The sequence below is a fragment of the Bacteroidota bacterium genome, assembly GCA_025059945.1.
Taxonomy (GTDB): Bacteria; Bacteroidota; Rhodothermia; order JANXDC01; family JANXDC01; genus JANXDC01.
Genome location: JANXDC010000011.1, coordinates 238,452 through 260,833 on the forward strand (window position 1 = coordinate 238,452; position 22,382 = coordinate 260,833).

The 22,382-nt window shown below is 64.1% G+C and carries 18 protein-coding genes and 1 pseudogene; all 19 read left to right on the forward strand.

Going from position 1 to position 22,382, the window contains the following annotated elements:
• Positions 1-41: 41 nt before the first annotated feature.
• The 19 genes and pseudogenes from NZ993_06900 (at position 42) to NZ993_06990 (ending at position 22,362) form a co-directional block, all read left to right on the forward strand.
• Positions 42-449 (forward strand): annotated as a pseudogene (locus NZ993_06900) (NADH-quinone oxidoreductase subunit A).
• A 269-nt stretch (positions 450-718) separates the two neighbouring features.
• Positions 719-1,216, forward strand: a complete 498-nt coding sequence (gene nuoB / locus NZ993_06905) for an NADH-quinone oxidoreductase subunit NuoB (GenBank protein MCS7155517.1) — start codon at positions 719-721, stop codon at positions 1,214-1,216.
• Positions 1,217-1,218: 2 nt separating this feature from the next.
• Complete coding sequence (locus NZ993_06910; protein ID MCS7155518.1) at positions 1,219-1,848, forward strand: NADH-quinone oxidoreductase subunit C; 630 nt, start codon at positions 1,219-1,221, stop codon at positions 1,846-1,848.
• 86 nt (positions 1,849-1,934) lie between these two features.
• The gene (locus NZ993_06915) at positions 1,935-3,062 is read left to right on the forward strand and encodes an NADH-quinone oxidoreductase subunit D (protein MCS7155519.1); all 1,128 of its coding nucleotides are present in this window, start codon (positions 1,935-1,937) and stop codon (positions 3,060-3,062) included.
• 9 nt (positions 3,063-3,071) lie between these two features.
• Entirely contained in the window at positions 3,072-4,184 is a 1,113-nt protein-coding gene (locus NZ993_06920) for an NADH-quinone oxidoreductase subunit H (protein MCS7155520.1), read from the forward strand.
• A 3-nt stretch (positions 4,185-4,187) separates the two neighbouring features.
• Positions 4,188-5,039, forward strand: a complete 852-nt coding sequence (locus NZ993_06925) for a 4Fe-4S binding protein (protein MCS7155521.1) — start codon at positions 4,188-4,190, stop codon at positions 5,037-5,039.
• Positions 5,039-5,599 (forward strand): NADH-quinone oxidoreductase subunit J, encoded by a 561-nt coding sequence (locus NZ993_06930; GenBank protein ID MCS7155522.1) that lies wholly within the window; start codon positions 5,039-5,041, stop codon positions 5,597-5,599. Before NZ993_06925 ends, NZ993_06930 begins: the two co-directional genes overlap by 1 nt.
• Positions 5,600-5,611: 12 nt before the next feature.
• Entirely contained in the window at positions 5,612-5,929 is a 318-nt protein-coding gene (gene nuoK / locus NZ993_06935; protein MCS7155523.1) for an NADH-quinone oxidoreductase subunit NuoK, read from the forward strand.
• 11 nt (positions 5,930-5,940) lie between these two features.
• Positions 5,941-8,052 carry an NADH-quinone oxidoreductase subunit L gene (gene nuoL, locus NZ993_06940; protein MCS7155524.1) on the forward strand — a complete coding sequence of 704 codons (2,112 nt, stop codon included), beginning with the start codon at positions 5,941-5,943 and terminating at the stop codon, positions 8,050-8,052.
• 7 nt (positions 8,053-8,059) lie between these two features.
• Entirely contained in the window at positions 8,060-9,730 is a 1,671-nt protein-coding gene (locus NZ993_06945) for an NADH-quinone oxidoreductase subunit M (protein MCS7155525.1), read from the forward strand.
• A gap of 13 nt (positions 9,731-9,743) precedes the next feature.
• Complete coding sequence (locus NZ993_06950) at positions 9,744-11,255, forward strand: NADH-quinone oxidoreductase subunit N (protein ID MCS7155526.1); 1,512 nt, start codon at positions 9,744-9,746, stop codon at positions 11,253-11,255.
• A 2-nt stretch (positions 11,256-11,257) separates the two neighbouring features.
• Positions 11,258-12,553 carry a histidinol dehydrogenase gene (gene hisD / locus NZ993_06955; GenBank protein MCS7155527.1) on the forward strand — a complete coding sequence of 432 codons (1,296 nt, stop codon included), beginning with the start codon at positions 11,258-11,260 and terminating at the stop codon, positions 12,551-12,553.
• The gene (gene hisC / locus NZ993_06960; protein MCS7155528.1) at positions 12,544-13,689 is read left to right on the forward strand and encodes a histidinol-phosphate transaminase; all 1,146 of its coding nucleotides are present in this window, start codon (positions 12,544-12,546) and stop codon (positions 13,687-13,689) included. Before hisD ends, hisC begins: the two co-directional genes overlap by 10 nt.
• The gene (locus NZ993_06965; protein ID MCS7155529.1) at positions 13,686-14,417 is read left to right on the forward strand and encodes an electron transfer flavoprotein subunit beta/FixA family protein; all 732 of its coding nucleotides are present in this window, start codon (positions 13,686-13,688) and stop codon (positions 14,415-14,417) included. Before hisC ends, NZ993_06965 begins: the two co-directional genes overlap by 4 nt.
• 20 nt (positions 14,418-14,437) lie before the next feature.
• Positions 14,438-15,415, forward strand: coding sequence for an electron transfer flavoprotein subunit alpha/FixB family protein (locus NZ993_06970; GenBank protein ID MCS7155530.1), 978 nt, complete (start codon positions 14,438-14,440; stop codon positions 15,413-15,415).
• 134 nt (positions 15,416-15,549) lie between these two features.
• Positions 15,550-16,092 (forward strand): DUF151 domain-containing protein, encoded by a 543-nt coding sequence (locus tag NZ993_06975; GenBank protein MCS7155531.1) that lies wholly within the window; start codon positions 15,550-15,552, stop codon positions 16,090-16,092.
• A gap of 189 nt (positions 16,093-16,281) precedes the next feature.
• Positions 16,282-16,806, forward strand: a complete 525-nt coding sequence (locus NZ993_06980) for a shikimate kinase (protein MCS7155532.1) — start codon at positions 16,282-16,284, stop codon at positions 16,804-16,806.
• Entirely contained in the window at positions 16,803-17,888 is a 1,086-nt protein-coding gene (gene aroB, locus NZ993_06985) for a 3-dehydroquinate synthase (GenBank protein MCS7155533.1), read from the forward strand. Before NZ993_06980 ends, aroB begins: the two co-directional genes overlap by 4 nt.
• A gap of 1 nt (position 17,889) precedes the next feature.
• Positions 17,890-22,362, forward strand: a complete 4,473-nt coding sequence (locus tag NZ993_06990) for a translocation/assembly module TamB domain-containing protein (GenBank protein MCS7155534.1) — start codon at positions 17,890-17,892, stop codon at positions 22,360-22,362.
• Positions 22,363-22,382: the final 20 nt, after the last annotated feature.

Here is a 22,382-nt window from a genome sequence, read left to right on the forward strand (position 1 = left end):
ATATTCCAGGCGCGCTGTTAGGGCTGCGTCGAAAGGCTCTTATGTCACCCCAGATCAGCGCCTTTGGCCAGGTGTTGCTGTTCCTGCTGACCGGGCTTCTGTTTGTGGGGCTGGTTTTCGGCCTATCACGCCTGTTGCGGCCCCACAGGCCCAATCCGGAAAAGGCCCTCCCGTACGAATGCGGGGAAGATCCTGTGGGTTCGGCGTGGGTGCAGTTCAACATCCGCTTCTACGTGGTGGCGCTGATCTTTATCGTCTTCGAAATCGAGGTGGCATTGCTCTTTCCATGGGCAGTCGTGCTACGGGATCTCGGGCCCCTCGCGTTAGGAGCGGGGCTTGTATTCTTGGCCATCCTGGTGCTGGGCATGGCCTATGAATGGCGCAAAGGCGACTTGACCTGGGTGAGGCCCGAGCCCGTTGTGCCTCGCCTGGAGTTGCCTCCGATCCCGTATGAGGCGCTCAACAGCCGCGATCGCCGGGGCTACAGGCCCAAGAGGCGCCTGGAGCCGATCGAGCCCGGGGCGGTCGCCTCTGCGAACGCCTCCGCGGAGCCGGCGGCTCCCGATGTCGCCTCCGAAGCCAAGCCACCCGGGCCAGGTGTGCGCAAGTTTCAATTCAAGTCCGTTCGGCCTCCGCAGGCCTAGCGAGCAGCTCTCCTCAGCGCGCCTTACTTGCTCCCAAGAAGCGATCGGCAACGGCTCTAGAGGTGGACTCTGCTATGGGGCTTTTGGATCAGCGCTTCGAACACGGCAATGTGGTCATCACCTCCGTGGAAAACCTTTTAAACTGGGCGCGCCTGTCCAGCCTTTGGCCCATGTCCTTCGGGTTGGCCTGCTGCGCTATCGAGATGATGTCCACCTTTGCTTCGCACTACGACCTGGACCGATTCGGCATTTTTCCCCGTCCTTCACCCCGGCAGGCCGATGTGATGATCGTAGCCGGCACGGTCACGTTCAAAATGGCCGATCGCATCCGCCGGCTCTACGAGCAGATGCCCGAGCCTAAGTACGTTATCTCCATGGGCTCTTGCTCCAACTGCGGCGGGCCCTACTGGGAGCACGGCTATCACGTGGTAAAGGGCGTGGACCGGATCATACCGGTTGATGTCTATGTGCCGGGCTGTCCGCCCCGGCCGGAGGCCCTAATCGGGGGCTTTCTGAAGCTGCAGGAGAAAATCCGCCAAGAGCGGCTCTGCGAGCCGAGCCCGACAAGCTGAAGATGGCCAGCGTATACCAGATCCGAGATTGGCTTCTTGAGCGCTTCGGTCCGGAGGTTATCTTGGACTTGGAGCGAGAGCGATCGATCCCGCCCGCCTTCGTGATTCCAGCCGAGCGGCTTCGGGAGGTGTGCCGATTCTTGCGCGACGATCCGCGCCTGTACTTTGATCAGCTCATGTGCTTAAGCGGGGTCGATTACGGTCCGGAGCGCGACATGGTGGCGGTCGTTTACCATCTGCACTCGATACCGCACGATCACCAGATCGCCCTCAAGGTTTTCATAAGCCGCTCCCAGAACCTGGAGCCCGTAACGAACAAGCTCGAATACACCCAGATCGGACCCGACGGGGAGCCAACGCCTAATGCCGAACCTCCGGAATCGGCTGTGGCGGACTCCCTGGAGGCCCGCACAAGCTACGAGACCGAATATCTGCCGGCTGTGGACACGGTCTCGGATATCTGGCGCACGGCCGAATGGCATGAGCGCGAGGCCTACGATCTTGTCGGAATCGCCTTTCGCGGGCATCCGGACCTGCGGCGCATCCTGACCTGCGACGACTGGCCCGGTCATCCCCTGCGCAAAGATTACCGTTGGCCTGAGTATTACCACGGTATCCGCGTAGCCTACTGATGCAGCCTCAAGCTGGCCCCGAAGCGGTCCGTTGGGCCGCCTCCGATTCCAACCGCGTGCGTCTGCGGGATCTGCGGACCGAGGAGATGGTCCTCAACATGGGTCCGCAACATCCGAGCACGCACGGCGTGCTGCGGCTAGAGGTCGTGACCGATGGCGAGATCGTCGTCGACGTCATCCCGCACATAGGCTACCTGCACCGCTGCTTTGAAAAACACGCCGAATCCCTCACCTACCCACAGGTTATCCCCTACGTGGACCGCATGGACTATTTGGCGGCCATGAACAACGAGCTGGCCTGGGCCATCGCGGTGGAGCGCCTGCTCGGGATAGAGGAGGAGATCCATCCGCGCGTGCAGTACATCCGCGTGCTCATGGCCGAGCTCAACCGTATCTCTAGTCACCTAGTCTCGATCGGCACTTTCGGGCAGGACGCTGGCGCGGTCACCCCGTTTCTGTGGTGTTTCCGGGATCGGGAGCACATCCTGAACCTGTTTGAGTGGGCCTCCGGGGCGCGGTTGCTATACAACTACATCTGGATCGGCGGGCTTATGCACGATCTGCCCTTGGGCTTTGAGGAGCGCTGCCGGGAGTTCGTCGAATACTTTCGGCCCAAGGTGCGGGAGCTAAACGAGCTTTTGACTTACAATAAAATCTTCATTGAACGCACGGCCAACGTAGGGGTGCTGCCCGTAGAGGTGGCGGTCAACTGGGGCTGTTCTGGGCCCATGCTGCGCGGCTCAGGATTGCGTTGGGATCTGCGCCGGGATGACCCTTACGCGGTCTACCCGGAGCTGGATTTCGAGGTCTGCGTTGGTCGGGGTGAGATCGGCACCGTGGGGGACTCCTGGAACCGCTACAAGGTCCGGGCCGAGGAGATCGAGCAGTCGCTGCGCATCGTCGAGCAGTGTCTTGATCAGCTCCAGCGGGGGATCGGGCGCCGCACGGCGGACTTCGATCCGCAGAAGCTCTGCCCTCCGCGCGTGGCCCCGCCCAAGGACGCTGAGGTCTACGCCCGCTTCGAGAACCCCCGCGGAGAGCTGGGCTTCTACATCCTAAGCGACGGCACGGATAAGCCTTTCAGGGTCAAAGCCCGGGCGCCTAGCTTTTCGAATCTGAGCGTGCTGCCGGAAATCAGCCGAGGGGCGATGCTGGCCGATCTGATCGTGATCCTGGGCTCGATCGACATCGTGCTGGGGGAAGTGGATCGATAGAGGGGCCTCATGGGCGCAGGACCGGAGTTTTTCGTCTCCCTTCTCGGCCCCGTACTGGGCATCATGCTGCTTGCGCTGCTTGTGGCCGGCTTCATCGCCCTCTACACGCTGGCCGCCGTGTATGCGGAACGCAAGGTCTCGGCCTTTATCCAAGACCGGGTCGGACCCTTGGAGACAGGACCTAGAGGGCTATTGCAGACCGTAGCGGATATTCTGAAGCTTCTGCTGAAGGAAGACATCGTACCCAGAATGGCGGATAAGCCCCTCTGGGTAGCCGCCCCCTTTGTGGTTTTCGCCGCCGTGTTCGTGGGTTACGCCGTAATCCCCTTCGGCCCGGAGTTTGTCGGGGCGAACTTAAACGTTGGGGTGCTGTTTCTTACGGCTTTTACCGCCTTCGAGGTCGCGGGTCTGCTCATGGCCGGCTGGGGCTCAAACAACAAGTACGCCCTCTACGGAGCCGTGCGCAGCGTGGCGCAGGTGATCAGCTACGAGATCCCGGCCGGGTTGGCTGTGCTCTCCGTTGTGCTGGTAGCGGGTACGCTCAACCTAAACGAGATCGTGCTACAGCAGGGCCCGGGCTCTCCGGTGCCGCGCCATCTGCTGGGGTTGCCCTTTTTGCCGGACGTCTCGGCCGTAGGGGGCTTCCTTACGTGGAACGTCCTGGCCTACCCGCATCTGGTGATCGCGTTTGTGATCTACTTCATCGCCTCGTTGGCCGAGGTCAACCGCGCCCCCTTTGACATCCCCGAAGCGGAATCCGAGCTTGTAGCAGGCTATCACACGGAGTACGGCGGGATCAAATTCGCCTTTTTCTTTCTGGCCGAATACGGCGGTATGCTCCTTGTGGGCCTCATCGGAGCCGTTCTGTTTTTAGGCGGCTGGCAGAGCCCGCTGCCCAACGTGGGGGCGGTCGCGCTGGCAGACTGGACCACGGGGCCGTTTTGGGGCGCGTTTTGGCTTTTGGCGAAGGCGCTGGCAGTGGTGCTCGTGCACATGTGGGTGCGCTGGACGCTGCCTCGGCTTCGGGTGGATCAACTCATGTATCTTTGCTGGAAGGTGTTGACGCCCTTTGCCGTGGCCATGGTGGTCGTATCGGCCCTTTGGGCGACGTGGATGGGATAGCTTATGCCGACCCGTACGGGGTATTTTACGAACCTGCGCATCGGCGTCGAAACCGTCTGGGCGGGCCTGCGGCTGACGCTGGGCCATCTTCGACAGGCCCGCAGGCGACGTCGGCCGGTCTCGATCGCGGATCCGGATTACTTTCGGCAGCCGGACGGGCAGGTGACCGTGCGCTATCCGCACGAGGCCGTGCCCGTTCCGGATACGGGCCGGTATCGGCTGCACAACGACATCGACGACTGCATCGGATGTCTGAAGTGCGCCCGCATCTGCCCCGTAGACTGCATCACGATCGAAACGATCAAGGCCGTCGAGGACCTGGGCACGACCTCCAATGGGCAGAAAAAGCGCCTCTGGATCGCCCGGTTCGACATCGACATGGCCAAGTGCTGCTACTGCGGTCTATGCACCATGGTCTGTCCTACGGAGTGCCTGACCATGACCAAGGTGCACGACTTCAGCGAGTTTGACCGCGACAACATGGTCTATCACTTCGCCAACCTCACCCCGGAGGAGGTTGAGGAGAAGCGTCGCCTGGCCGAGGCGGCGGCCGTAAAGCCTGCCGCGCCGGCCCGAGCAGCCTCCGCTCAGCCCGCATCCGCTGCGGGCAAGTCCGCCCTCGCGCCCAGGGCCGTTTCCCGACCTGAGGCCCCCGGGGACCGGGATCCCGCTCCGAACGCCGGCTCCGCGGAGGCACCCCACCGAGCCAAACCCGCCTTCGCCCCTCGGCCTGTGCCCCGAGCGGGCGCCGATGCGGAGTCCCGGCCGGCCGAGCCCCCCTCGACGGAATCGGAGCAGCCGCAAGAGCGCAAGCCGGCCGCAAAGCCCTTCGTGTTCAAAAAGGGGGACTCCTGATGGACTACTACCGGATCGCCTTCTATGCGTTTGGAGCCGTAACGGTGCTCGCGGCCCTGGTCGCGGTTTGGAGCCGCAACCTGATCCATGCCGGAATGGGGCTTTTGCTGAGCCTTTTCGGGGTGGCCGGTCTATACGCCCTGGCCGGGGCCGATTTCCTGGCGGTCGTGCAGATTCTGGTCTACGTGGGCGGGATCGTGATCCTGCTCTTGTTCGGCATCATGCTCACGCAGCGTATCACGGGTCGCGCCCCCCGAACCGGGGTCACAAACCGCTTAGTGGGCGCGCTAGCCGCCCTGGCCGTTCTGGGGGTTTTGCTTGCGGCCCTTCTGAGGGCCGGCTTTGCCGAGCTGCCCTGGATCGCCCAAGCGGGCCAGATCAACGAGCAGACGTTGCCTCCAGCAGGCTCCACGGTGGAGCGGTTGGGTCGGCTGTTGGTGGGCGAGTATTTGCTTCTGTTTGAAGTGGCCGCTTTAGTGCTCACCATCGCCCTGATCGGCGCCGCTTACATGGCCCGGCGCTCTCGGGATGAGGGCGCGCGGCCCCGGCGCATGACGTAAAGGAGTTTGATCGTGACGTCCGCAGCGGCTTACCTAAACGGATATCTGCTCATCGCGGCCCTGCTTTTCTCCTTGGGCCTGTTTGCCGTGCTCACGCGCCGCAACGCCATCGCCGTGCTCATAGGCGTTGAGCTCATGCTCAATGCGGCTAACCTGAACCTGGTCGCCTTTGCGCAGTTCGACCCCTACCGGCTTGGGGGGCAAGTGGCCGCCTTGCTTGTGATCGTGCTCGCTGTCTGCGAGGCGGCTCTGGCCCTGGCCATCGTGCTCAACCTTTACGATCGTTTGCAGACCGTCAACGTAGACGAAGTCGAAAGCCTGCGACTCTAAAAAGAGGGGTCATGGACTACACGCCCTGGGTTAGCGCCGTGCTGCTTTTGCCTCTACTCGGAGGGGCGCTTGTGTGGGCCCTGGGCAAGCGCGCGTTGCCCAGGCAGGGCGATTGGCTGGCCACGGGCCTTGTGGGGGTGGCCTTGGTGCTTTCCGTTTACGTTCTCTACGGCCTGCTCACCCAAGTGGCTCCGCACAATCCGCGTTGGATCTGGATCGATCTGGGCTCTACGTCGGGTCGGGCGCCCCTGCTTTTGCCGTTCGGCTTTCAGATCGACATCCCCGCGGCCCTGATGCTCGTGCTCGTAACGGGGGTTAGCTTTCTGGTCCACCTGTTCTCTATCGGCTATATGGCCGGCGATCCCAAGTACGCGCGCTACTTCGCGTACCTGAGCTTTTTTACGTTTTCCATGCTGGGGATCGTGCTCTCCGACAACCTGCTCATGATCTACGTGTTCTGGGAGCTGGTGGGCCTGAGCTCGTATTTGCTCATCGGGTTTTGGTTTGAACGCGAGGCGCCCTCCCGAGCCGCCACGAAGGCCTTCATCGTAAACCGGATCGGTGATGCGGGCTTTTGGGCCGGGATCCTCATACTTTGGAGCCAATTTGAGACGCTGCATTTTGGCGAGCTCTCCCGTTTGCTGGCGGAGTCCCGGATCATCGAAGGGCGATGGCAGACGCTGGTGCCCTTAGAGGAGGGCTCTGGGGTCGTGCGGGAGCTTTCGGCGGGTTGGCTTACGGCGGCCGGGCTGCTGCTCTTCATGGGCGTGGTGGGCAAGTCGGCCCAGTTTCCGTTGCACGTCTGGCTTCCGGACGCCATGGAGGGCCCCACGCCCGTGTCGGCCCTCATTCATGCCGCTACCATGGTCGCAGCCGGCGTGTACCTGTTGTGGCGCATCTACCCGCTTCTGAGCCCGGAGGCGCTGCTGGTTATCGCCTTCACGGGGGCCTTCACGGCCTTTATGGCCGCCACGATCGCCCTTACGCAGCGCGACATCAAGCGCGTGCTCGCCTATTCGACGATCTCCCAGCTCGGTTACATGGTCATGGGCGTAGGCGTGGGCTCTCCTGTGGCCGGGCTGTTTCATCTGATCACGCATGCCTTCTTCAAGGCGGGCCTGTTTCTAGGGGCCGGCTCCATTATAGACGCCCTGCATAAGCTGGAAAAACGCCTAAGCCATCGAGGCCTTGAGCTACACCTGGACCCCCAGGACATCGAGCTCATGGGGGGGCTTAGGCGGCCCATGCCCATGACGTTTGCCGCCTTCACCGTGTGCGCGGCCGCCCTGGCCGGTTTGCCTCTCTTTAGCGGCTTTCTTTCCAAGGACGCCATCTTGATCGCCGCCGCAGCCTTCCCTTACCTGGGCGCCGTGCAGTGGGACCTGCCCCCGCTGTGGCTTTTCGGGGTGCCCGTGTTGGGGTTTGCCACGGCCGCCCTTACGGCCTTCTACATGGGCCGGCTGTGGTTTAAGGTCTTTTGGGGTCCGTTTCGGCTGGCGCAACAATACCCGGCTGCGTCTTTGTCCGAGCTTCGGGAGTCGCCCTGGGTGATGCGGCTTCCGGTTCTGGGGCTGGCGCTTTTCAGCCTGTTTTTCTGGTTTTCTCCCCATCCCCTAGAGCCCAACCGGGGCTGGCTGTGGCGCGCCATAGCCGCCGAGGTCTCCGGCCGCGTAGGTCCCCAGGGGGCGTTCGTGCCCGATTACGTGCCCTCGGTGCTGCTTATTCGGCTCGGGTCGGCGGAGTTCCACCTTCAAGTTCTGGCCTGGTCCCTGGGGCTTGCCCTACTGGGGATCTTCGGGGCGCTTTGGGTTTACGGAATCAGGCGGCCGGATCTGGATCGTTGGCGACAGCGCCCCTGGCTTGGGCCCCTGTATCGGTTCTCTCGCGAAAGATGGTATCTGGATGCGCTTTACGAGGCCGGTCCGGTGCGGCTTTTTAGATGGCTTATGCGCTCGCAGGCGGCCTGGGATCGGCGTGTAATAGACGGGCTAGTAAACGGCACGGCCGCGCTCATCGCCGCCTTAGGCCGAGCCGGTCAACGGCTGCAGACCGGTCGGGTGCAGGCGTATCTGGCCATGGCGGCGCTGGCGTTCGTGGCTTTGGTCCTGTGGTTGTGGCGGTAGTCGACATATGTTCCCTTGGCTTTCGCTGATTCTGCTTGTGCCCGGGCTGGCCGCGCTGGGCGTGCTGCTAGTGCCGGCTCAGCGGGTAAACGCGATCCGGGGCCTGGCGCTGGGCGCGATGCTGCTGGAGCTGGCGCTTGTTTTGGGGCTGCTTGTGGCCTATGATCCGAGTCGGGCCGGGGTAAACGAGCCGAACGCGTTTCAGTTCGTTGAGCGTTTGACCCTGCTGGAGCTGGCCTTGGGGCCCTGGGGTCGGCTGCGGGTGGATTACTACCTCGGCCTTGACGGGCTCAGCCTGACCCTGGTCGTGCTGACGGCCCTGATCAGCGCCATCGGCGTGCTCTCATCCTGGACGATCGAACGCGGCGTAAAGGGCTACTTTGCCCTTTACCTGCTGCTTGTGGCGGCCATGATGGGCGTGTTCGTGGCGCTGGATCTGTTTCTGTTTTACGTGTTCTGGGAGCTCATGCTCATCCCCATGTACTTTCTTATCGGCCTATGGGGGGGAGAGCGCCGCGCTTATGCGGCGGTCAAGTTCTTTCTGTACACGCTTGCCGGCTCCATTTTCCTTCTGCTTGTGCTCATCGGACTCTACTTCAGCAGCGCGCTCAACCCAGATGCCCCGCCGGCGCTGCAGGTGCGCACCCTGGATTTGCTCCGACTCATGCGGCCGGAGGCTTACGCGCCGGATGCGCCCTTCAATCCCGAAGCCCCAGGTCTAATTTTGGGGTGGAATGCGCGCCTGCTGGCTTTTCTAGTGCTCTTTGTGGGCTTTGCCATCAAGCTTCCAGCCGTTCCCCTGCATACGTGGCTGCCGGACGCCCACGTGGAGGCCCCCACACCTATATCCGTTATTCTGGCCGGGGTTCTGCTCAAAATGGGCGGCTACGGGATTCTGCGCCTGGGCTATGGGCTTTTCCCCGAGGGCGGCATCGCCTTTGGGACCGGGATCGCGGCTCTGGGCATGCTTGGGGTCATCTATGGGGCGCTTGTGGCGGCCGCCCAGGAGGATCTGAAAAAGCTCATCGCCTACTCCTCTGTAAGCCACATGGGGTATGTGCTGCTGGGCATCGCCTCGCTTACCCAAGAGGGGGTGGCGGGGGCTGTTTTTCAGATGTTCACCCATGGCCTTGTCGCGGCTATGCTCTTCTTGCTCGTCGGGGTGCTCTACGACCGGGTGCACGATCGCATGATCGGGCACTTTCGGGGGCTATCGCAGCTTATGCCCCTCTACGGAGGGGTGGCCTTGTTTGCGTTTTTGGCCTCGATGGGGCTTCCGGGCCTGGCGGGTTTCGTCTCCGAGGCGCTCGTATTTTTGGGCGCCTTTAGCGCCGAATCCATCCACGCCGGGCGCGCCTTCTCGCCCGTGCCGCGTTGGATGGCGCTCGTTTCGGCAGCCGGTATCGTTCTGGCCGCGGTCTATTATCTGTGGGCCGTGGTGCAGCGCATGTTCTACGGACCTTTGAGGCTACGCGAAGAGGCCTGGCGTGCGTCCTTGGTGGATCTCAACGGGCGCGAGCGGGCCATGTTCTTCCCGCTCATGGCCCTTGTGCTCTTGCTGGGCCTGTACCCGCAGGCGTACCTGGGGCTTATTCGGGCCTCAACAGGCCGCTTTCTAGAGTGGGTGCTGAACTCCGGTACGGCCTGGCTGCAGCGGGGGCTTGCGCTCGGCAACTAGCGGTGAAGCGACTATGGACGCGCACACCTGGCAGATGATAGGGGAAAGCCTCAACCGGTTCTGGCCTGAGGCGACGCTGCTGCTGACGTTTATCCTGCTTATTTTGGCCGATCTTATTCTGGGCCGGAATCGAAGTCCTGTCCTGCCCGTGATCGCCCTCTTGGGGTTGTTGCTATCCGGCGTACTGGTGGGCCTTTCCGATCTAGGGGGCGCATCGGCCGGGGTATATCTTTTCTACGGGCTGCTCGTTGCCGACGGATACGCGGGCCTTTTTAAGTTGTTGTTCGCCCTGGCCGGCGCGCTAGCTGTGATCGCTTCGATGGAATCGCTTCCGCTGCGTCTGCATCGGCGCAGCATGGGGGAGTATTACGCCATCCTCGTGGGGCTTATCTTCGGTCTCTATCTTATGGCCAGTGCGGCGCATCTTGTGGCGCTGTACCTGGCCATTGAACTTGTCTCGCTCTGTTCGTACGTGCTGGTCGGTTACCTCAAAGACGATCCCAAGGCGAGCGAGGCGGGGCTCAAATACATCCTATACGGGGCCGTTTCGTCGGCCTTCCTGCTCTACGGGTTCTCCTTGCTATACGGGCTTACCGGGACCTTGGAGCTGTATGCGCTCTCTGAGCGGCTGACCCAAGTCGACTCCGGTCCCGTTTTGACGTTAGCCGTGTTGCTGGCCCTTGTGGGCTTCGGATACAAAATCGCGGCCGTGCCTTTTCACTTCTGGGCTCCAGACGCCTACGAAGGGGCGCCGGTGCCCGTGGCGGCCCTGCTTGCGGTGGGGCCTAAGGCGGCCGGTTTTGCGGCCCTGGTGCGTTTTCTCATCATCGGCCTGGGGGCCGAGGAGCTCTTCGCCCGCCTGGAGGGATCCGCGCTGCTGGTTGTGATCGCGCTTCTGACGATGACCCTGGGCAACTTGGCCGCGATTGGGCAGCACAACCTTAAGCGCATGTTGGCCTACTCCAGCATCGCGCACGCCGGATACGCGCTCATGGGCGCAGCCGCCCTGGGGGAACTGGGCCTGCAAGCGCTGGTCTTTTATTTGGTTGTGTACGGTCTTCTTACCTTCGGGGCCTTCTGGGTGGTGATGGCCGTAGCCAACGCCACGGGTTCGGAGGATGTGCGCGCCTGGTCCGGCTTGGGCTGGGCGATGCCCCTTTTGGGGGCCGTGATGACGGTCTTCATGGTGGGACTTACGGGCTTGCCCCCAACGGCCGGCTTTGCGGGCAAGCTGTTGCTGTTCTCCGCCGTCTGGGTCGCGTACGAAACCTCCGGTGATCCCGGCATGCTTGTCCTGCTTGTAGCGGGCCTTCTGAACAGCGTCATTTCGCTGTACTACTATCTGAAGGCCCCATACTACATGTTCTTCAGAAGCGCTGAGCTTTCTCAGCCCCTGCCGGCTATCTCCTGGGTGAGCCGGGCTGTGCTGCTGTCTCTGGCTGTGCCCTCGGCTGTGCTGGCGGCCACTCCGCTTTTCCCGTGGCTAGCCGAACAGGTTCTGCGAAACGTAAGCGCGGCCTTCTAGAGATGCTGCCGATTTTCAAGGGATCGGAGGTCGCGGCCTTTCTGGGGCGCCGTCGCAGGCGCTGGTCGTTACAGCAGCAGGAACTGCGCAAAACCGTGGAGGAGATTCTGGAGGCGGTGCGTCGGGAGGGCGATGCGGCGCTCAGGCGCCTGAGCCGCCAACTTGACGGGGTGGAGCCGCAACCGCTCCGCATGCCGGCCGAGTACCTACAGGCCGCCTGGCGCGATCTGGATCCGGCGCTGCAAGAGGCCATCGACGGGGCCATCGCCCGGGTGCGGCGCTTTCATGAGGCCCAGCGGCCCACGAGCAGCTGGATAGAGCCCGAGCCCGGGGTGCTTTTGGGGCAACGCTGGACCGCCCTGGGGCGCGTGGGCGTCTACGCGCCGGGCGGTAAGGCGGCCTACCCGTCGAGCGTCTGGATGAGCGTCATCCCGGCTCAGGTGGCGGGTGTGCTCGAGATCGCGCTCGCCTCGCCTCCGGATCCTACCACCGGCCGCGTGCATCCGCTTGTGGCCGCCGTGGCCTGGCGGTTGGGCCTGGAGGAGGTCTACGCCGTGGGCGGAGCGCAGGCGATCGCGGCCCTCGCCTTGGGCACGGACTCGATCCGCGCCGTGGACAAGATCGTGGGGCCCGGAAACGCCTACGTGGCGGCCGCCAAACAACTCCTTTACGGCCAAGTGGGCATAGACCAGATCGCCGGTCCGAGTGAGATCGTCGTTTTGGCCGACGACACGGCCCGGGCCGATTGGGTGTTGGCCGATCTGTTGAGCCAGGCCGAACACGACGAACAGGCTTGCGCTGTGCTTATAACGCCCTCAGAGCCCCTGGCCCAAGCCGTGCAGCGGGAGCTTTGGCGGCGCTGGCCGAATCTGGAGCGCCGGGCGATCTTGGAGCGTTCGCTTCGGCAGCAGGGGGCCTGTCTTGTCGTAGAGGGCCTGCGGGAAGCCGTGGCGGTCTCTAACGAGCTGGCTCCGGAACACCTGCAGCTGTACGTGGCCGATCCGTGGTCCGTGCTACCCTATGTTCGGCACGCCGGGGCCGTTTTCTTGGGGCCGTACAGCCCGGAGCCCATAGGCGACTACTGGGCCGGACCCAGCCACGTGCTGCCCACCGGCGGATCGGCCCGGTTTGCCTCTGGCCTTTCCGTATGGGATTTTCTGAAGCGCTCCAGCGTGATCGCTTACGATCAGGAGGCCCTTGCGCGCGCGGCTCCGTTTGTGATCCGGCTGGCCCGGGCCGAGGGCCTGCCGGCGCACGCGGAGGCCGTGCAAGCGCGCCTGACAGAGCCGTGCCCGTAGCGACCGGCGCATATGAGCTCGCCTTGGCGCGCGCCCTGGCGCAGATCCGCCCTGCGGTGCGCGCGCTGCGCCCATATCGGGTGGAGGGGGGCCTTTCGGCCCCGGTGAAGCTCAACCAAAACGAAAACCCCTTCGATTGGCCTCCGTTCATCAAGGAGCGCGTGTTGGAGCGATTGCGCGCGTTGCCCTGGAACCGCTATCCGGAGGAGTACCCAAGGGAGCTGACCGCCGCCCTGGCCCGGCATTGGGGGCTTGAGCCCGATCAGGTGCTGGTCGGGCACGGATCCAATGAGCTCATGTACCTTGTTCTGGGCGCCGTGGTGCGTCCGGGTGTGCGCGTGCTGCTGCCCAGTCCTACGTTCGCCCTTTATGAGAAGCTTGTGCGCTACTACGAGGGCGATCCCGTGCGGGTGCCCCTGCGCCCGGACGGGGGCTTTGACGTGGAGGCGATCCGGAGCGCGCTGCGCCGCTGGAGCCCGGCGCTTCTGGTGTTGGTAAGCCCGAATAGCCCCACGGCTAGCAGGCTGCTGCTGTCCGAGGTCCGCGAGCTGACGGAGGAGGCCCCGGGGCTTGTGCTCGTGGATGAGGCCTACGGGGAGTTCTCCGATCAGCCCTCAGCCTTGACCCTGTTGCCGGAGCGGCCCCATGTGCTCGTGCTGCGCACCTTCTCGAAGGCCGTCGCGCTCGCAGGGGTTCGGATCGGCTATCTTGTGGGCGCTTCCGCTCTTGTTGCGGAGCTCTACAAAGCCAAAATCCCCTTTGCGATCAGCCGATGGGATGAGGCGATCGCGCTCGCCGCGCTCGAACACGACGCATGGATACGGCAGCAGCTAAATCGGCTCAAAGCCGAGCGGGAGCGGTTGCGCCGTCTGCTTGCCGACATAAAGGGGGTCGAAGTTTGGCCCTCGTGGACGAATTTCGTAATTTTCCGCACCCCCTTTCCGGCCACCTCTGTTTTCGAGGCGCTGGTTGCGCGCGGGGTGCTGGTCCGGGACGTATCCGCTTATCCCCAAATGGAGCGTTGCCTGCGCGCCAGCGTGGGCGCGCCCTCAGAGAACGACCGCTTGGCCGAGGCGCTACAGGAGGTCCTGCAGGCGCTCGGCTTCGGCTTTAGCAAGTTGGAGACAGGCCTATGAAGATCGCCGTTTGCATCGCCCATGTGCCCGATACGGCGACCAAGGTGCGCATCGGCGCCGATGGGCGCTCGATCGATCCCACAGGTGTGACGTACGTGCTCAATCCGTATGATGAGTTCGCCGTCGAAGAGGCCTTGCTCACGAAGGAGAAGGCAGGCGGTGAGGTGGTGGCTCTCTGCATCGGGGGACCCGAGACGGAGCCCACGATCCGCAAGGTGCTCGCCATGGGCGCGGATCGGGCTGTGCGCATCGACGGAGAGCCGGAGGACACCTTGGTGGCCGCGCGCTGGCTCGCGGACGTTTTGCGCGAAGAGGCCCCCGACATCGTCTTTGTGGGCAAGGAGACCGTGAGCTTCAACGGGGCGGCTATGGCCGCGGCCCTGGGCGAGCTTTTGGGCTGGCCCAACGCCTCTGTCGTGGTGCGTTTCACGCTGAACGGGTCGGTGGCCACCTACGAGCGCGAGGTCGAAGGGGGCAAGGAGCTGGGGCAGATCACGCTCCCCTGTGTGATCTCCTGTCAGCGGGGCCTAAACAATCCGCGTCTGCCCAAGCTGCCCGATATCATGAAGGCCAAACAGAAGCCCATCGCGGTGCGCCAGCCCGTTGGAGGACGGGCTACCATGCGGGTGGTGCGCCTGGAGTTGCCGCCGCCCAAGAAGGGCTGCAAGTTCGTGAAATCGGCCGAGGAGCTGGTGCGGCTTCTGCACGAGGAGGCCGGGGTTATTTAGCGAGAGGAGTCCTGCCGAGCATGTCCATCATAGCGTATGCCGAACAGCGAGACGGTGTTTTTCGCAAGTCCGCCTTCGAGGTAGTGCGAAAGGCAAGTGAGCTCGCCCGTGAGCTGGGGCTACCGTTTTACGCCGTCGTGATCGGATCCGGCCTGACGGAGGTGGCCCCGAGCCTGGGCGCCTATGGGGCAGAACGGGTGTTGCTGATCGATCAGCCGGAGTTGGCCTCCTTTGCTCCGGCCGCCTATGCGAAGGCCTTGAGCGCGGCCGCCGAGGCCAAAAGGGCCCGTCTAGTGCTTGTGCCCGCCACGGCGCAGGGCAAGGACATAGCGCCGCGCCTGGCCGTGCGACTTGATGCGGCCTTTGCGCCCGATGTGACCGGCTTGCGCGTGGAGAATGGGTCTCTGGTGGCCGTTCGGCCTGTTTACTCAGGTAAAGCCTTCGCCACGTTGGCCTTCGAGGCGGAGCGGCAGGTCATCTCGCTGCGACCCAACGTGTTCCCGGCCGGGGCCCCCGAAGACGACAGGCGCGCTCAGGTGGAGCCGTTTGCCGTGTCCATTGAGGAAGCCGATTTGCGTGGCCGGGCCCTTGAGATCGTGGCCTCGGCCGGCAAGCTGGACGTAGCCGAGGCCGATATCGTCGTCTCCGGAGGAAGAGGATTAAAGGGGCCTGAGAACTTCTGGATGATCGAAGAGCTGGCCGCGCTGCTGGGTGGGGCCGTGGGGGCCTCCCGCGCAGTGGTCGATGCCGGCTGGCGGCCGCATGCGGAGCAGGTGGGGCAGACGGGCAAGGTGGTCACGCCCAAGCTCTACGTTGCCGTCGGTATATCCGGGGCGATCCAACATCTGGCTGGCATGAGCGGCTCTAAGGTGATCGTGGCTATCAACAAGGACCCCGAAGCCCCCATCTTTCAGGTGGCCGACTACGGGATCGTAGGAGACGCCTTTGAAGTGGTGCCGCAGCTTATCGAGGTCCTCAAGAAAACGGTGCACCCGTGAAGCCGCTCCCAGCGCCCGCTGCGGGACTTGACAAGGCTTTAGGAGCCGTGCATCTTAGGCACAAGAAGTACGTGTAAGGGCAGGTGTCCTTGGAGCACAAGGTTCAGGTCGAAATCCTGGGGATCTCCTCCGGCATGGCCGGAGGAGGGGCGTATGCGCTCATTCTGCAGGAGGTGGCGGGCTCGCGCCGGTTACCCATCATCATTGGCGCTTTTGAAGCTCAGGCCATCGCCATCGAGCTGGAGAAAGTACGCCCCCCCCGACCGATGACGCATGATTTGATGCGCAATATGCTAGAGGCCCTCAATGTGCACGTGCAGGAGGTCTACATCCACGATCTGCGCGATGGCACCTTTTACGCCCAAATCCGCTACGAGCACAACGGCCTAGAAGACGCACTGGATGCCCGTCCCAGCGACGCCATCGCCTTGGCTGTGCGAGTAGAGGCTCCTATCTACGTGGCCGAATCCGTACTAGAGGAGGCGGGCATACCGGTGGAGCCCGAGTCCGAGGAAGAGCATAGCCCCACCTCCCCGCCGCGGCGCGCACGGGGTGCCTCCCGGGCGGATCGACTGGCCGAACTGCAGGAGGCCCTCCAGCGGGCCATCGAAAACGAAGACTACGAACTGGCCGCCAGGTTGCGCGATGAGATCGAACAGCTGAAGCGCAGCAGTTGAGCTCCGAGCGTCCGCTCAGGGCCTTGCTGGAGAGGGCGTTAAGATCGGCAACCTGCGCGGCGTGCAGCCCCTGTTCTGGATCGCCATAGTTTCCTGATTCGTTTATCTCAAAGTCGGCAGAAGGTCGTTCGCCCCGAAGCTTCAGCCTAGGTGGCAGGCGCGAAGCCGTCGCCCTTATTTTTATCGCATATGCGACCAGAGCGGCTCTACGTAACGGGCCTTCCCGGAAGCGGCAAAAGCACAGTGGGCCCCCTGGTGGCCCGCCGCCTGGGATGGGCCTTCGTGGACTTGGACCGGCTCCTGGAGCAGCGCGCCCATCGGAGCATCGCGGAGATCTTCGCGCGCGAGGGGGAATGGGCTTTTCGCGCCCTGGAGCGGGAGCTGCTGGAGGAATCGGCCGGTTGGATTCGACACGTCATCGCCACCGGAGGAGGTACGCTCGCCCAGCCCGGGCTTATGGATTGGGCCTTGGAGCACGGCTGGGTGGTGTATCTTCGGGCCTGGCCTGAGCTATTGCGGCAGCGAACGGCTCACGAAGAACGGCCCTTGTTGCGCTATCGCTCGCTAGAGGAGCTGTGGGCCGACCGCGATCCCATATACATGCGCGCGCACCGCGTCTACGACGCCGCCTTGGCCCCTGATCTGCTGGCCGAGGCCATCGCCTGTGAGGTGCGAGCTCGGATCGAGGGCCAAGACGTGCCGAGCTGGCCATGATCGTATGCTGGGTGCATACGCGGGAGCGGACCTATCCCGTCGGCATCGCCCCGGGGCTACTGGAGCAGCTTCCCCAGTGCTTAGCGCGTTACGACATCCCCCGGGAACACGTGCTCCTGCTCTCGGACGAACGGGTAGCCCAGCTGTATGCGGAACCTCTGCTGCGCGCCTTAGAGCGGGCTCGCTGCCGTGTTCGGCTGCTGCAGATCCCGGCCGGAGAAGAGAGCAAATCCCTGCAGAGCTTGGCCCATCTGTACGATCAGGCCCTGCGGGAGCCGCTGGACCGGCGCACGCTCGTGCTCGCTTTGGGCGGCGGCGTCGTGGGCGATGTAGCAGGCATGCTAGCGGCCACCCTACTAAGGGGCCTACCTTTTGTGCAAGTGCCTACGACGCTGCTGGCGCAAGTTGACGCCGCTATCGGAGGCAAGGCCGGCGTCAATCACGTGCGCGGCAAAAACCTGATCGGGGTCTTTTACCAGCCCTGGGCGGTGTTTGTCGATCCGGAGCTGCTTCGAAGCCTTCCGGAGCGAGAATGGGCCTCGGGGCTGGCCGAGGTCGTAAAATACGCTCTTATCGACGGCCAGCCGCTGCGCACCTTGCTACGGGAGAACTGGCGGGGAATCGAGGAGCGCGATCCGGCCATTTTGGCTTCGCTTATCGAGCGGTGTGTGCAGATTAAGGCGCGCATCGTGGCCGAGGATGAGCGCGAAGAAAACCGGCGCGCCGTGCTGAATTTTGGCCACACACTGGGGCATGCCTTGGAGGCGGCCACTCGATACGAGCGCTATCGACACGGCGAGGCCGTGGCCGTTGGCATGTGGGCAGCCTGCTGGCTTTCGGCGCGTCGCTATGTGGATTTCCCCTTTGCGGAGGCGGCCGATCTGCTGGAGCGCCTTCCCGTTCCGGATTGGCCGCGTGACGTGAGCTTCTCAGAACTGTGGCCGCACCTAGAGCGGGATAAAAAGCGTCAGATGAGTGGGCTACGCTTCGTGTTGCTGCGCGCTCTAGGTGATCCCGTGCTGGAATTTGTGCGCCCCGAAGAGGCCCAAGAGGCCTGGCAGTGGGTTCAAGGCAAGCGCTAGTATGCGCTACCTCTGGGCTGGGATACGGTTTGCGTTCTGGCTAGCGCTCTGGGGTGCGTTGGGCGCCGCCTTGTTCGCCCTCTCGCCAACCGGTCGGGGGCTGTTAAGGGAACGGCTTGAAGAGGCCTTCGCTGCGCGCTTTCAGGGGCGCTTGCACGTGGGGGATATCGTGCCTCTGGGTTGGAATCGGTTTCGCCTGCTCGATATCGGGCTGCGCGATCCCGAGGGGGTGCCCGTGCTGTGGGTCGATACGCTGGAGCTGGCCCTGCGGCCCCTAGAGCTGCTGCGAAACCGCATCGTCTTCCGCTCTGTGCACGCCTCAGGCCTACGCCTAGCGCTCTTCCGGCATGCCCCACAGCGCCCTTGGGCGCTTTGGGAGGCCCTGGCCCCCCGCAGGCCGCCCCCCCTCGAGCGCCCCGGCCCAAGCTGGCTACTGTATGTGGATTGGCTCTCCTGGCGGCGGGCTCGTCTATGGCAAGCCGAGGGGCAGATAGGGGAGCTCCTGTCGGCCTCCGCTAGGATCCACCTGGAGTGGGGGACGGACTATCAACTTGTGGAGTTCAGCCACCTTGAGGCCGAGCTCCCCCGCCAGGGCCTTCACCTGCGACGTCTAGAGGGCCAGCTCTATTTGGATAGCGCGGGCCTGGAGGTAAATCGGCTGCGCTTGGAGACCGAGCGGAGTCGGCTGGCCTTAGAGCTTCGGCTGCGAGGCGCCGGATGGCGCGAACGGCCCAGTAGGCTCGGAAGCGAAGCGCTACAGGTGCGCTTGCAGCCCTCGCAGATCGCGCTTAAGGAGCTGGCCTCTTGGCTGCCGGTTCCGAGCCGCGACACGCTTTGGGTTGAGCTGTGGGCCGAAGGGCGCCTGGATCGGCTGCGGTTGCGCACCGCGGCCCTGCATTGGCGGGAGTCCGCGCTGCGGCTGCGCGGAGACATCCGGGGGCTTCCGGATTGGCGGCGCGCATTCCTGAGCTTGCGCCTAGAGCCCAGCCGGGTCCTGGCGGCAGACTGGCGGCCCTATGCCGATCTGCTGCGCATAACGCCTCCTACGCTTCCGGATCGGCTCAACCTGGAAGGGCGCCTGGATGGGTTTCTGCGCGATTGGGTGGCCCAGCTGCGCCTAGACGGCGGATCGGAGTCGGGGGCGCTGGAGACAGACCTCAACGTCAAGCTCCCCCAAAATGGGCCCGCGCAGTACGCCGGCCTCGTTCGCCTGAGCAGCTGGAACCCCGCACGTTGGCTAGGCCCTCAGGCCCCTGAGGGAGCCTTTAACGGCGCACTCGAGCTAAGAGGGCGGGATGTGAACTGGCAGCGGGCCTCCGTGGAGGTGCGCGCTCGCCTTGTGGGTTCGCGCTGGCAGCGGATGCGCATCGACTCGCTTTGGGCGGAGCTATCCTGGGCGGATCGGCTTGCGGCGGCGCGGCTTGCCCTGCTAAGCCCCGATGGGGCGTTTGCCCTTGAAGGTCACGCCCGCTTTGCGGCCTTGCGCCTCTGGCCCGAAGAGGTGCGCCTGCAGGGCAGTTTCACCGACTGGATGCCATGGCGCTGGCTCAAGGAGGGATCACGAGATGCCGCACCGCTTTCGGGTCGCTGGTCCGTGGAGACGCGCGGGCCGGATTGGGAGTCGCTTTCCGCAAGCGCGGCGCTGCGCCTAGAGGGTCCGCAACCGGAGGAGGCCCTGGAAGCCCAACTGGAACTGGAGAGCACCCCGCAAGGGCAAAAGCGGATCCGCTTCGACTCCTCCGCTCTAGAGGCGGAGCTAGAGGGGCGCTTCAGCTGGGAGGGGCTAGCGGACCTGTCTCGCTACTGGGCGCTGCGTTTTCAGGGCTATGCGAACGAGCTTAGGGCGCTTGGGTCGGATAGCGCCGCCTTCGCGGCGGTTCGCGCCCCAGAGCCCGGCACGTGGGTCGCCCTGCGGTGGCGACCCAAACGGCTTGCGGCGCTGCGGTCTTGGTGGGCGTCCGCAGCAGAGTGGGCCTGGATCGGAGTGGGATCCTGGGAGGCGCGAGCCGAACCCGATAGCCTGCGCATGCGCTTGCTTTTGCAGGCCGACTCCTTGCGCAGCCCAGCGGCCTCGATGGGATCTGCGCGGATGCAGCTGGAGGCCTCGGTGCTCCGCGCAACGCCCATGAGGTGGGGGTATCGCTTTCAGGCCCAGCTGCGGGATCTCGCGCTAGGGCCCCGACGTCTAGCGCAATTGGAGGCTTTAGCCGCTTACCGAGCTCCGCTTACGGAGTGGTACCTGAGCCTACGGGGGCAAGAGCCCGACGTCCGCCTGCAGGCCTCCGGCCTGCTAAGCCAGCAGGCCGGGCAAAGCCACTTTACGCTCATCGACCTGTACGTCGGCACCCCCGCATACGCGTGGCGCAACCCCGAAGAGGGGCGCCTTGTGCTGTCGGCCGAGGGCCTAAGCGTTGAGGCCCTGGAGCTGGTCAACGGCCCGCAGCGGCTGCGCATTCGGGGCCGTCTGGGGTCGGCGGAGCGCGATTCACTGGAACTTTACATAGAAGCTCTGCAGATGGCGGAGCTATCCGAACTTCTGCAGAGCCCCATTCGGTTGGCCGGACAGTTGGAAGCCCGACTTGCGCTGCGAGGGCTTCCAGGCGCTTGGGGGGCCCTTACGGGCGCGCTTCGCGTGCGCGGCCTGCAGGTGGATGAGGCTTTGCTGGGGGATCTGGAGGCCGAAAGCCGGTTCGATCCTCAAGGGGAGCGCGCCATCTTCTCCGTGCGCTTGCACAAGGATTTGCCTCCCGGTCGGATCGGGATCGCCAACAAGGCCGAGCTCATCGGCTCCTGGTCTTTGCGCACCCAGGCTCCCGATGAGCCGGTGCTGCGAGCCGAGGCGCATCTAGAGGCCTTAGATCTTTTCTTCTTGGAATATCTGCTTGCGGATCTCTTCTCCCAAGTCGGCGGCTGGGCCTCCGGGGAGCTGCGTTTAGAGGGCCATCCGGGCGCTTTCGCTCTGGAGGGAACGGCGCAAATCGGCTCCGCGCGGGTCCGATTAAGTCAGTTCGACGCCGAGCTTACGGTCTCAGGCTCGATTCGGTTCTCGCCTCGGGCGCTTGAGCTGACCAACCTTGCGCTTCAGGATGACCGAGGAGGCTCGGGCCGGCTTGAGGGACGTCTTTTTCACAACGGACGTTGGGGCCAGTGGGCCTTTGATCTGCGCGGGGAGGCCCAAAACCTGTTGGTGTTAGACAATCGAGAGCGCACAGGGGAGCTTTTCTATGGGACCGTAAGCGCCTCGGGCCGCTTTAGCCTCACCGGACCCGAATCGCGGCCGGTGCTCTGGATCGAAGCCACGGCCGATCCCCGCTCCGAGCTGTTTCTGACGGTCCGCAGCGAGGAGCTTGAGGAAGCCGCCGATGGCTTTATCGTGTACCTAGAGCCCGTACCCCTGCTGGATACGCTTTCCGCCTCGCCAAGCCCCCGGCCGCGCGCTCTGGCCGGCGCGTCCCGGGAGCGCAGTTTTCTAGAGGCCCTGGAGATGACGCTCAACATAACGGCGCCGGAGGGCGCCACCGTTTGGCTCCTTTTCGATCCCCGCATCGGGGATGAGCTGCGCGCTGTGGGTTCGGGACGGCTGCAGCTTGTGCTGCGCGAGGGCCGTTTCTTTACCTTCGGCTCCTTTTCGGTCAGCCAAGGTGAGTACCGCTTTACGGCGCGCGATGTGTTCGTGCGCCGCTTTGAGCTCGAACCCGGCGGCGTGCTCCGCTGGGATGGGGACCCTGTGAACGCCCAGCTGGAGCTAGCCGCGCTCTATCGGGCGCGGGTCGATCTGGGCCTTTCCGGTTCCGAGGCCAATGCGCGCGTGCCCCTGGGGATTCGGCTGCGGCTTTCCGGTCGCACCCAGACTCCCGAGGTCACGCTGGAGTTCACCCTGCTGGAGGAGACGACCGATCCCCAGCTGCGGGCCCGTATCGCGCAGCTCAACCAGAGCGAAAACCGTCTTCTGGAGGCCGCTAGCGTGCTCCTTACCGGTCGGCTTTGGCAAGAGGGCGGCCTGGGGCCGACTACGGCCTTCGGAGGGCTGCTCGCCTCTGGGGGCACGACCACAGGGCTGTATTTCCTATCCAGCCAGGTGAACCAGCTTCTGCGAGGCCTGCTGGAAAACCTGGACATTCAGCTGGACCTGCAGGATCTGCAGCGGGGTGGGGGCGTAAACGTGGATATCGCCCTTCGACTCTTTGACGACCGGCTGCTCATCCGACGCGTGGGCACCCTGGGGGGCGTAGGCGCGCCGAACACTCCCGCGGGTGGCCCTGAGGGTGCCGGCCAATGGTTTGGGGACCTGACCGTGGCGTTTCGGCTCAGCAGACGGCTTTCGGTGGAGTTCTTTCACCGCACCGGCGGAACTTATTGGCAGCTGAGTCCCGAAACATACGGCCTGGGGCTTCGGTACCGAACCGATTTCCCAGCCTGGCGATACGTGCTCTGGGGAGGCGAGCGCGTTCGCTCCGCGCGGGCCGGTCTGTGAGCCAAAAGCGGAGGCAACTG

Excerpts from the sequence above, each read along its gene's own strand:
- NZ993_06975 (MCS7155531.1), top strand. The coding sequence starts at position 15,550 with ATGGCCGGAGGAGGGGCGTATGCGCTCATTCTGCAGGAGGTGGCGGGC.
- NZ993_06965 (MCS7155529.1), top strand. The coding sequence starts at position 13,686 with ATGAAGATCGCCGTTTGCATCGCCCATGTGCCCGATACGGCGACCAAG.
- NZ993_06980 (MCS7155532.1), top strand. The coding sequence starts at position 16,282 with ATGCGACCAGAGCGGCTCTACGTAACGGGCCTTCCCGGAAGCGGCAAA.
- NZ993_06920 (MCS7155520.1), top strand. The coding sequence starts at position 3,072 with ATGGGCGCAGGACCGGAGTTTTTCGTCTCCCTTCTCGGCCCCGTACTG.
- NZ993_06925 (MCS7155521.1), top strand. The coding sequence starts at position 4,188 with ATGCCGACCCGTACGGGGTATTTTACGAACCTGCGCATCGGCGTCGAA.
- NZ993_06910 (MCS7155518.1), top strand. The coding sequence starts at position 1,219 with ATGGCCAGCGTATACCAGATCCGAGATTGGCTTCTTGAGCGCTTCGGT.
- aroB (MCS7155533.1), top strand. The coding sequence starts at position 16,803 with ATGATCGTATGCTGGGTGCATACGCGGGAGCGGACCTATCCCGTCGGC.
- nuoB (MCS7155517.1), top strand. The coding sequence starts at position 719 with ATGGGGCTTTTGGATCAGCGCTTCGAACACGGCAATGTGGTCATCACC.
- NZ993_06970 (MCS7155530.1), top strand. The coding sequence starts at position 14,438 with ATGTCCATCATAGCGTATGCCGAACAGCGAGACGGTGTTTTTCGCAAG.
- NZ993_06950 (MCS7155526.1), top strand. The coding sequence starts at position 9,744 with ATGGACGCGCACACCTGGCAGATGATAGGGGAAAGCCTCAACCGGTTC.
- NZ993_06915 (MCS7155519.1), top strand. The coding sequence starts at position 1,935 with ATGGTCCTCAACATGGGTCCGCAACATCCGAGCACGCACGGCGTGCTG.
- NZ993_06930 (MCS7155522.1), top strand. The coding sequence starts at position 5,039 with ATGGACTACTACCGGATCGCCTTCTATGCGTTTGGAGCCGTAACGGTG.
- NZ993_06990 (MCS7155534.1), top strand. The coding sequence starts at position 17,890 with ATGCGCTACCTCTGGGCTGGGATACGGTTTGCGTTCTGGCTAGCGCTC.
- nuoL (MCS7155524.1), top strand. The coding sequence starts at position 5,941 with ATGGACTACACGCCCTGGGTTAGCGCCGTGCTGCTTTTGCCTCTACTC.
- hisD (MCS7155527.1), top strand. The coding sequence starts at position 11,258 with ATGCTGCCGATTTTCAAGGGATCGGAGGTCGCGGCCTTTCTGGGGCGC.
- NZ993_06945 (MCS7155525.1), top strand. The coding sequence starts at position 8,060 with ATGTTCCCTTGGCTTTCGCTGATTCTGCTTGTGCCCGGGCTGGCCGCG.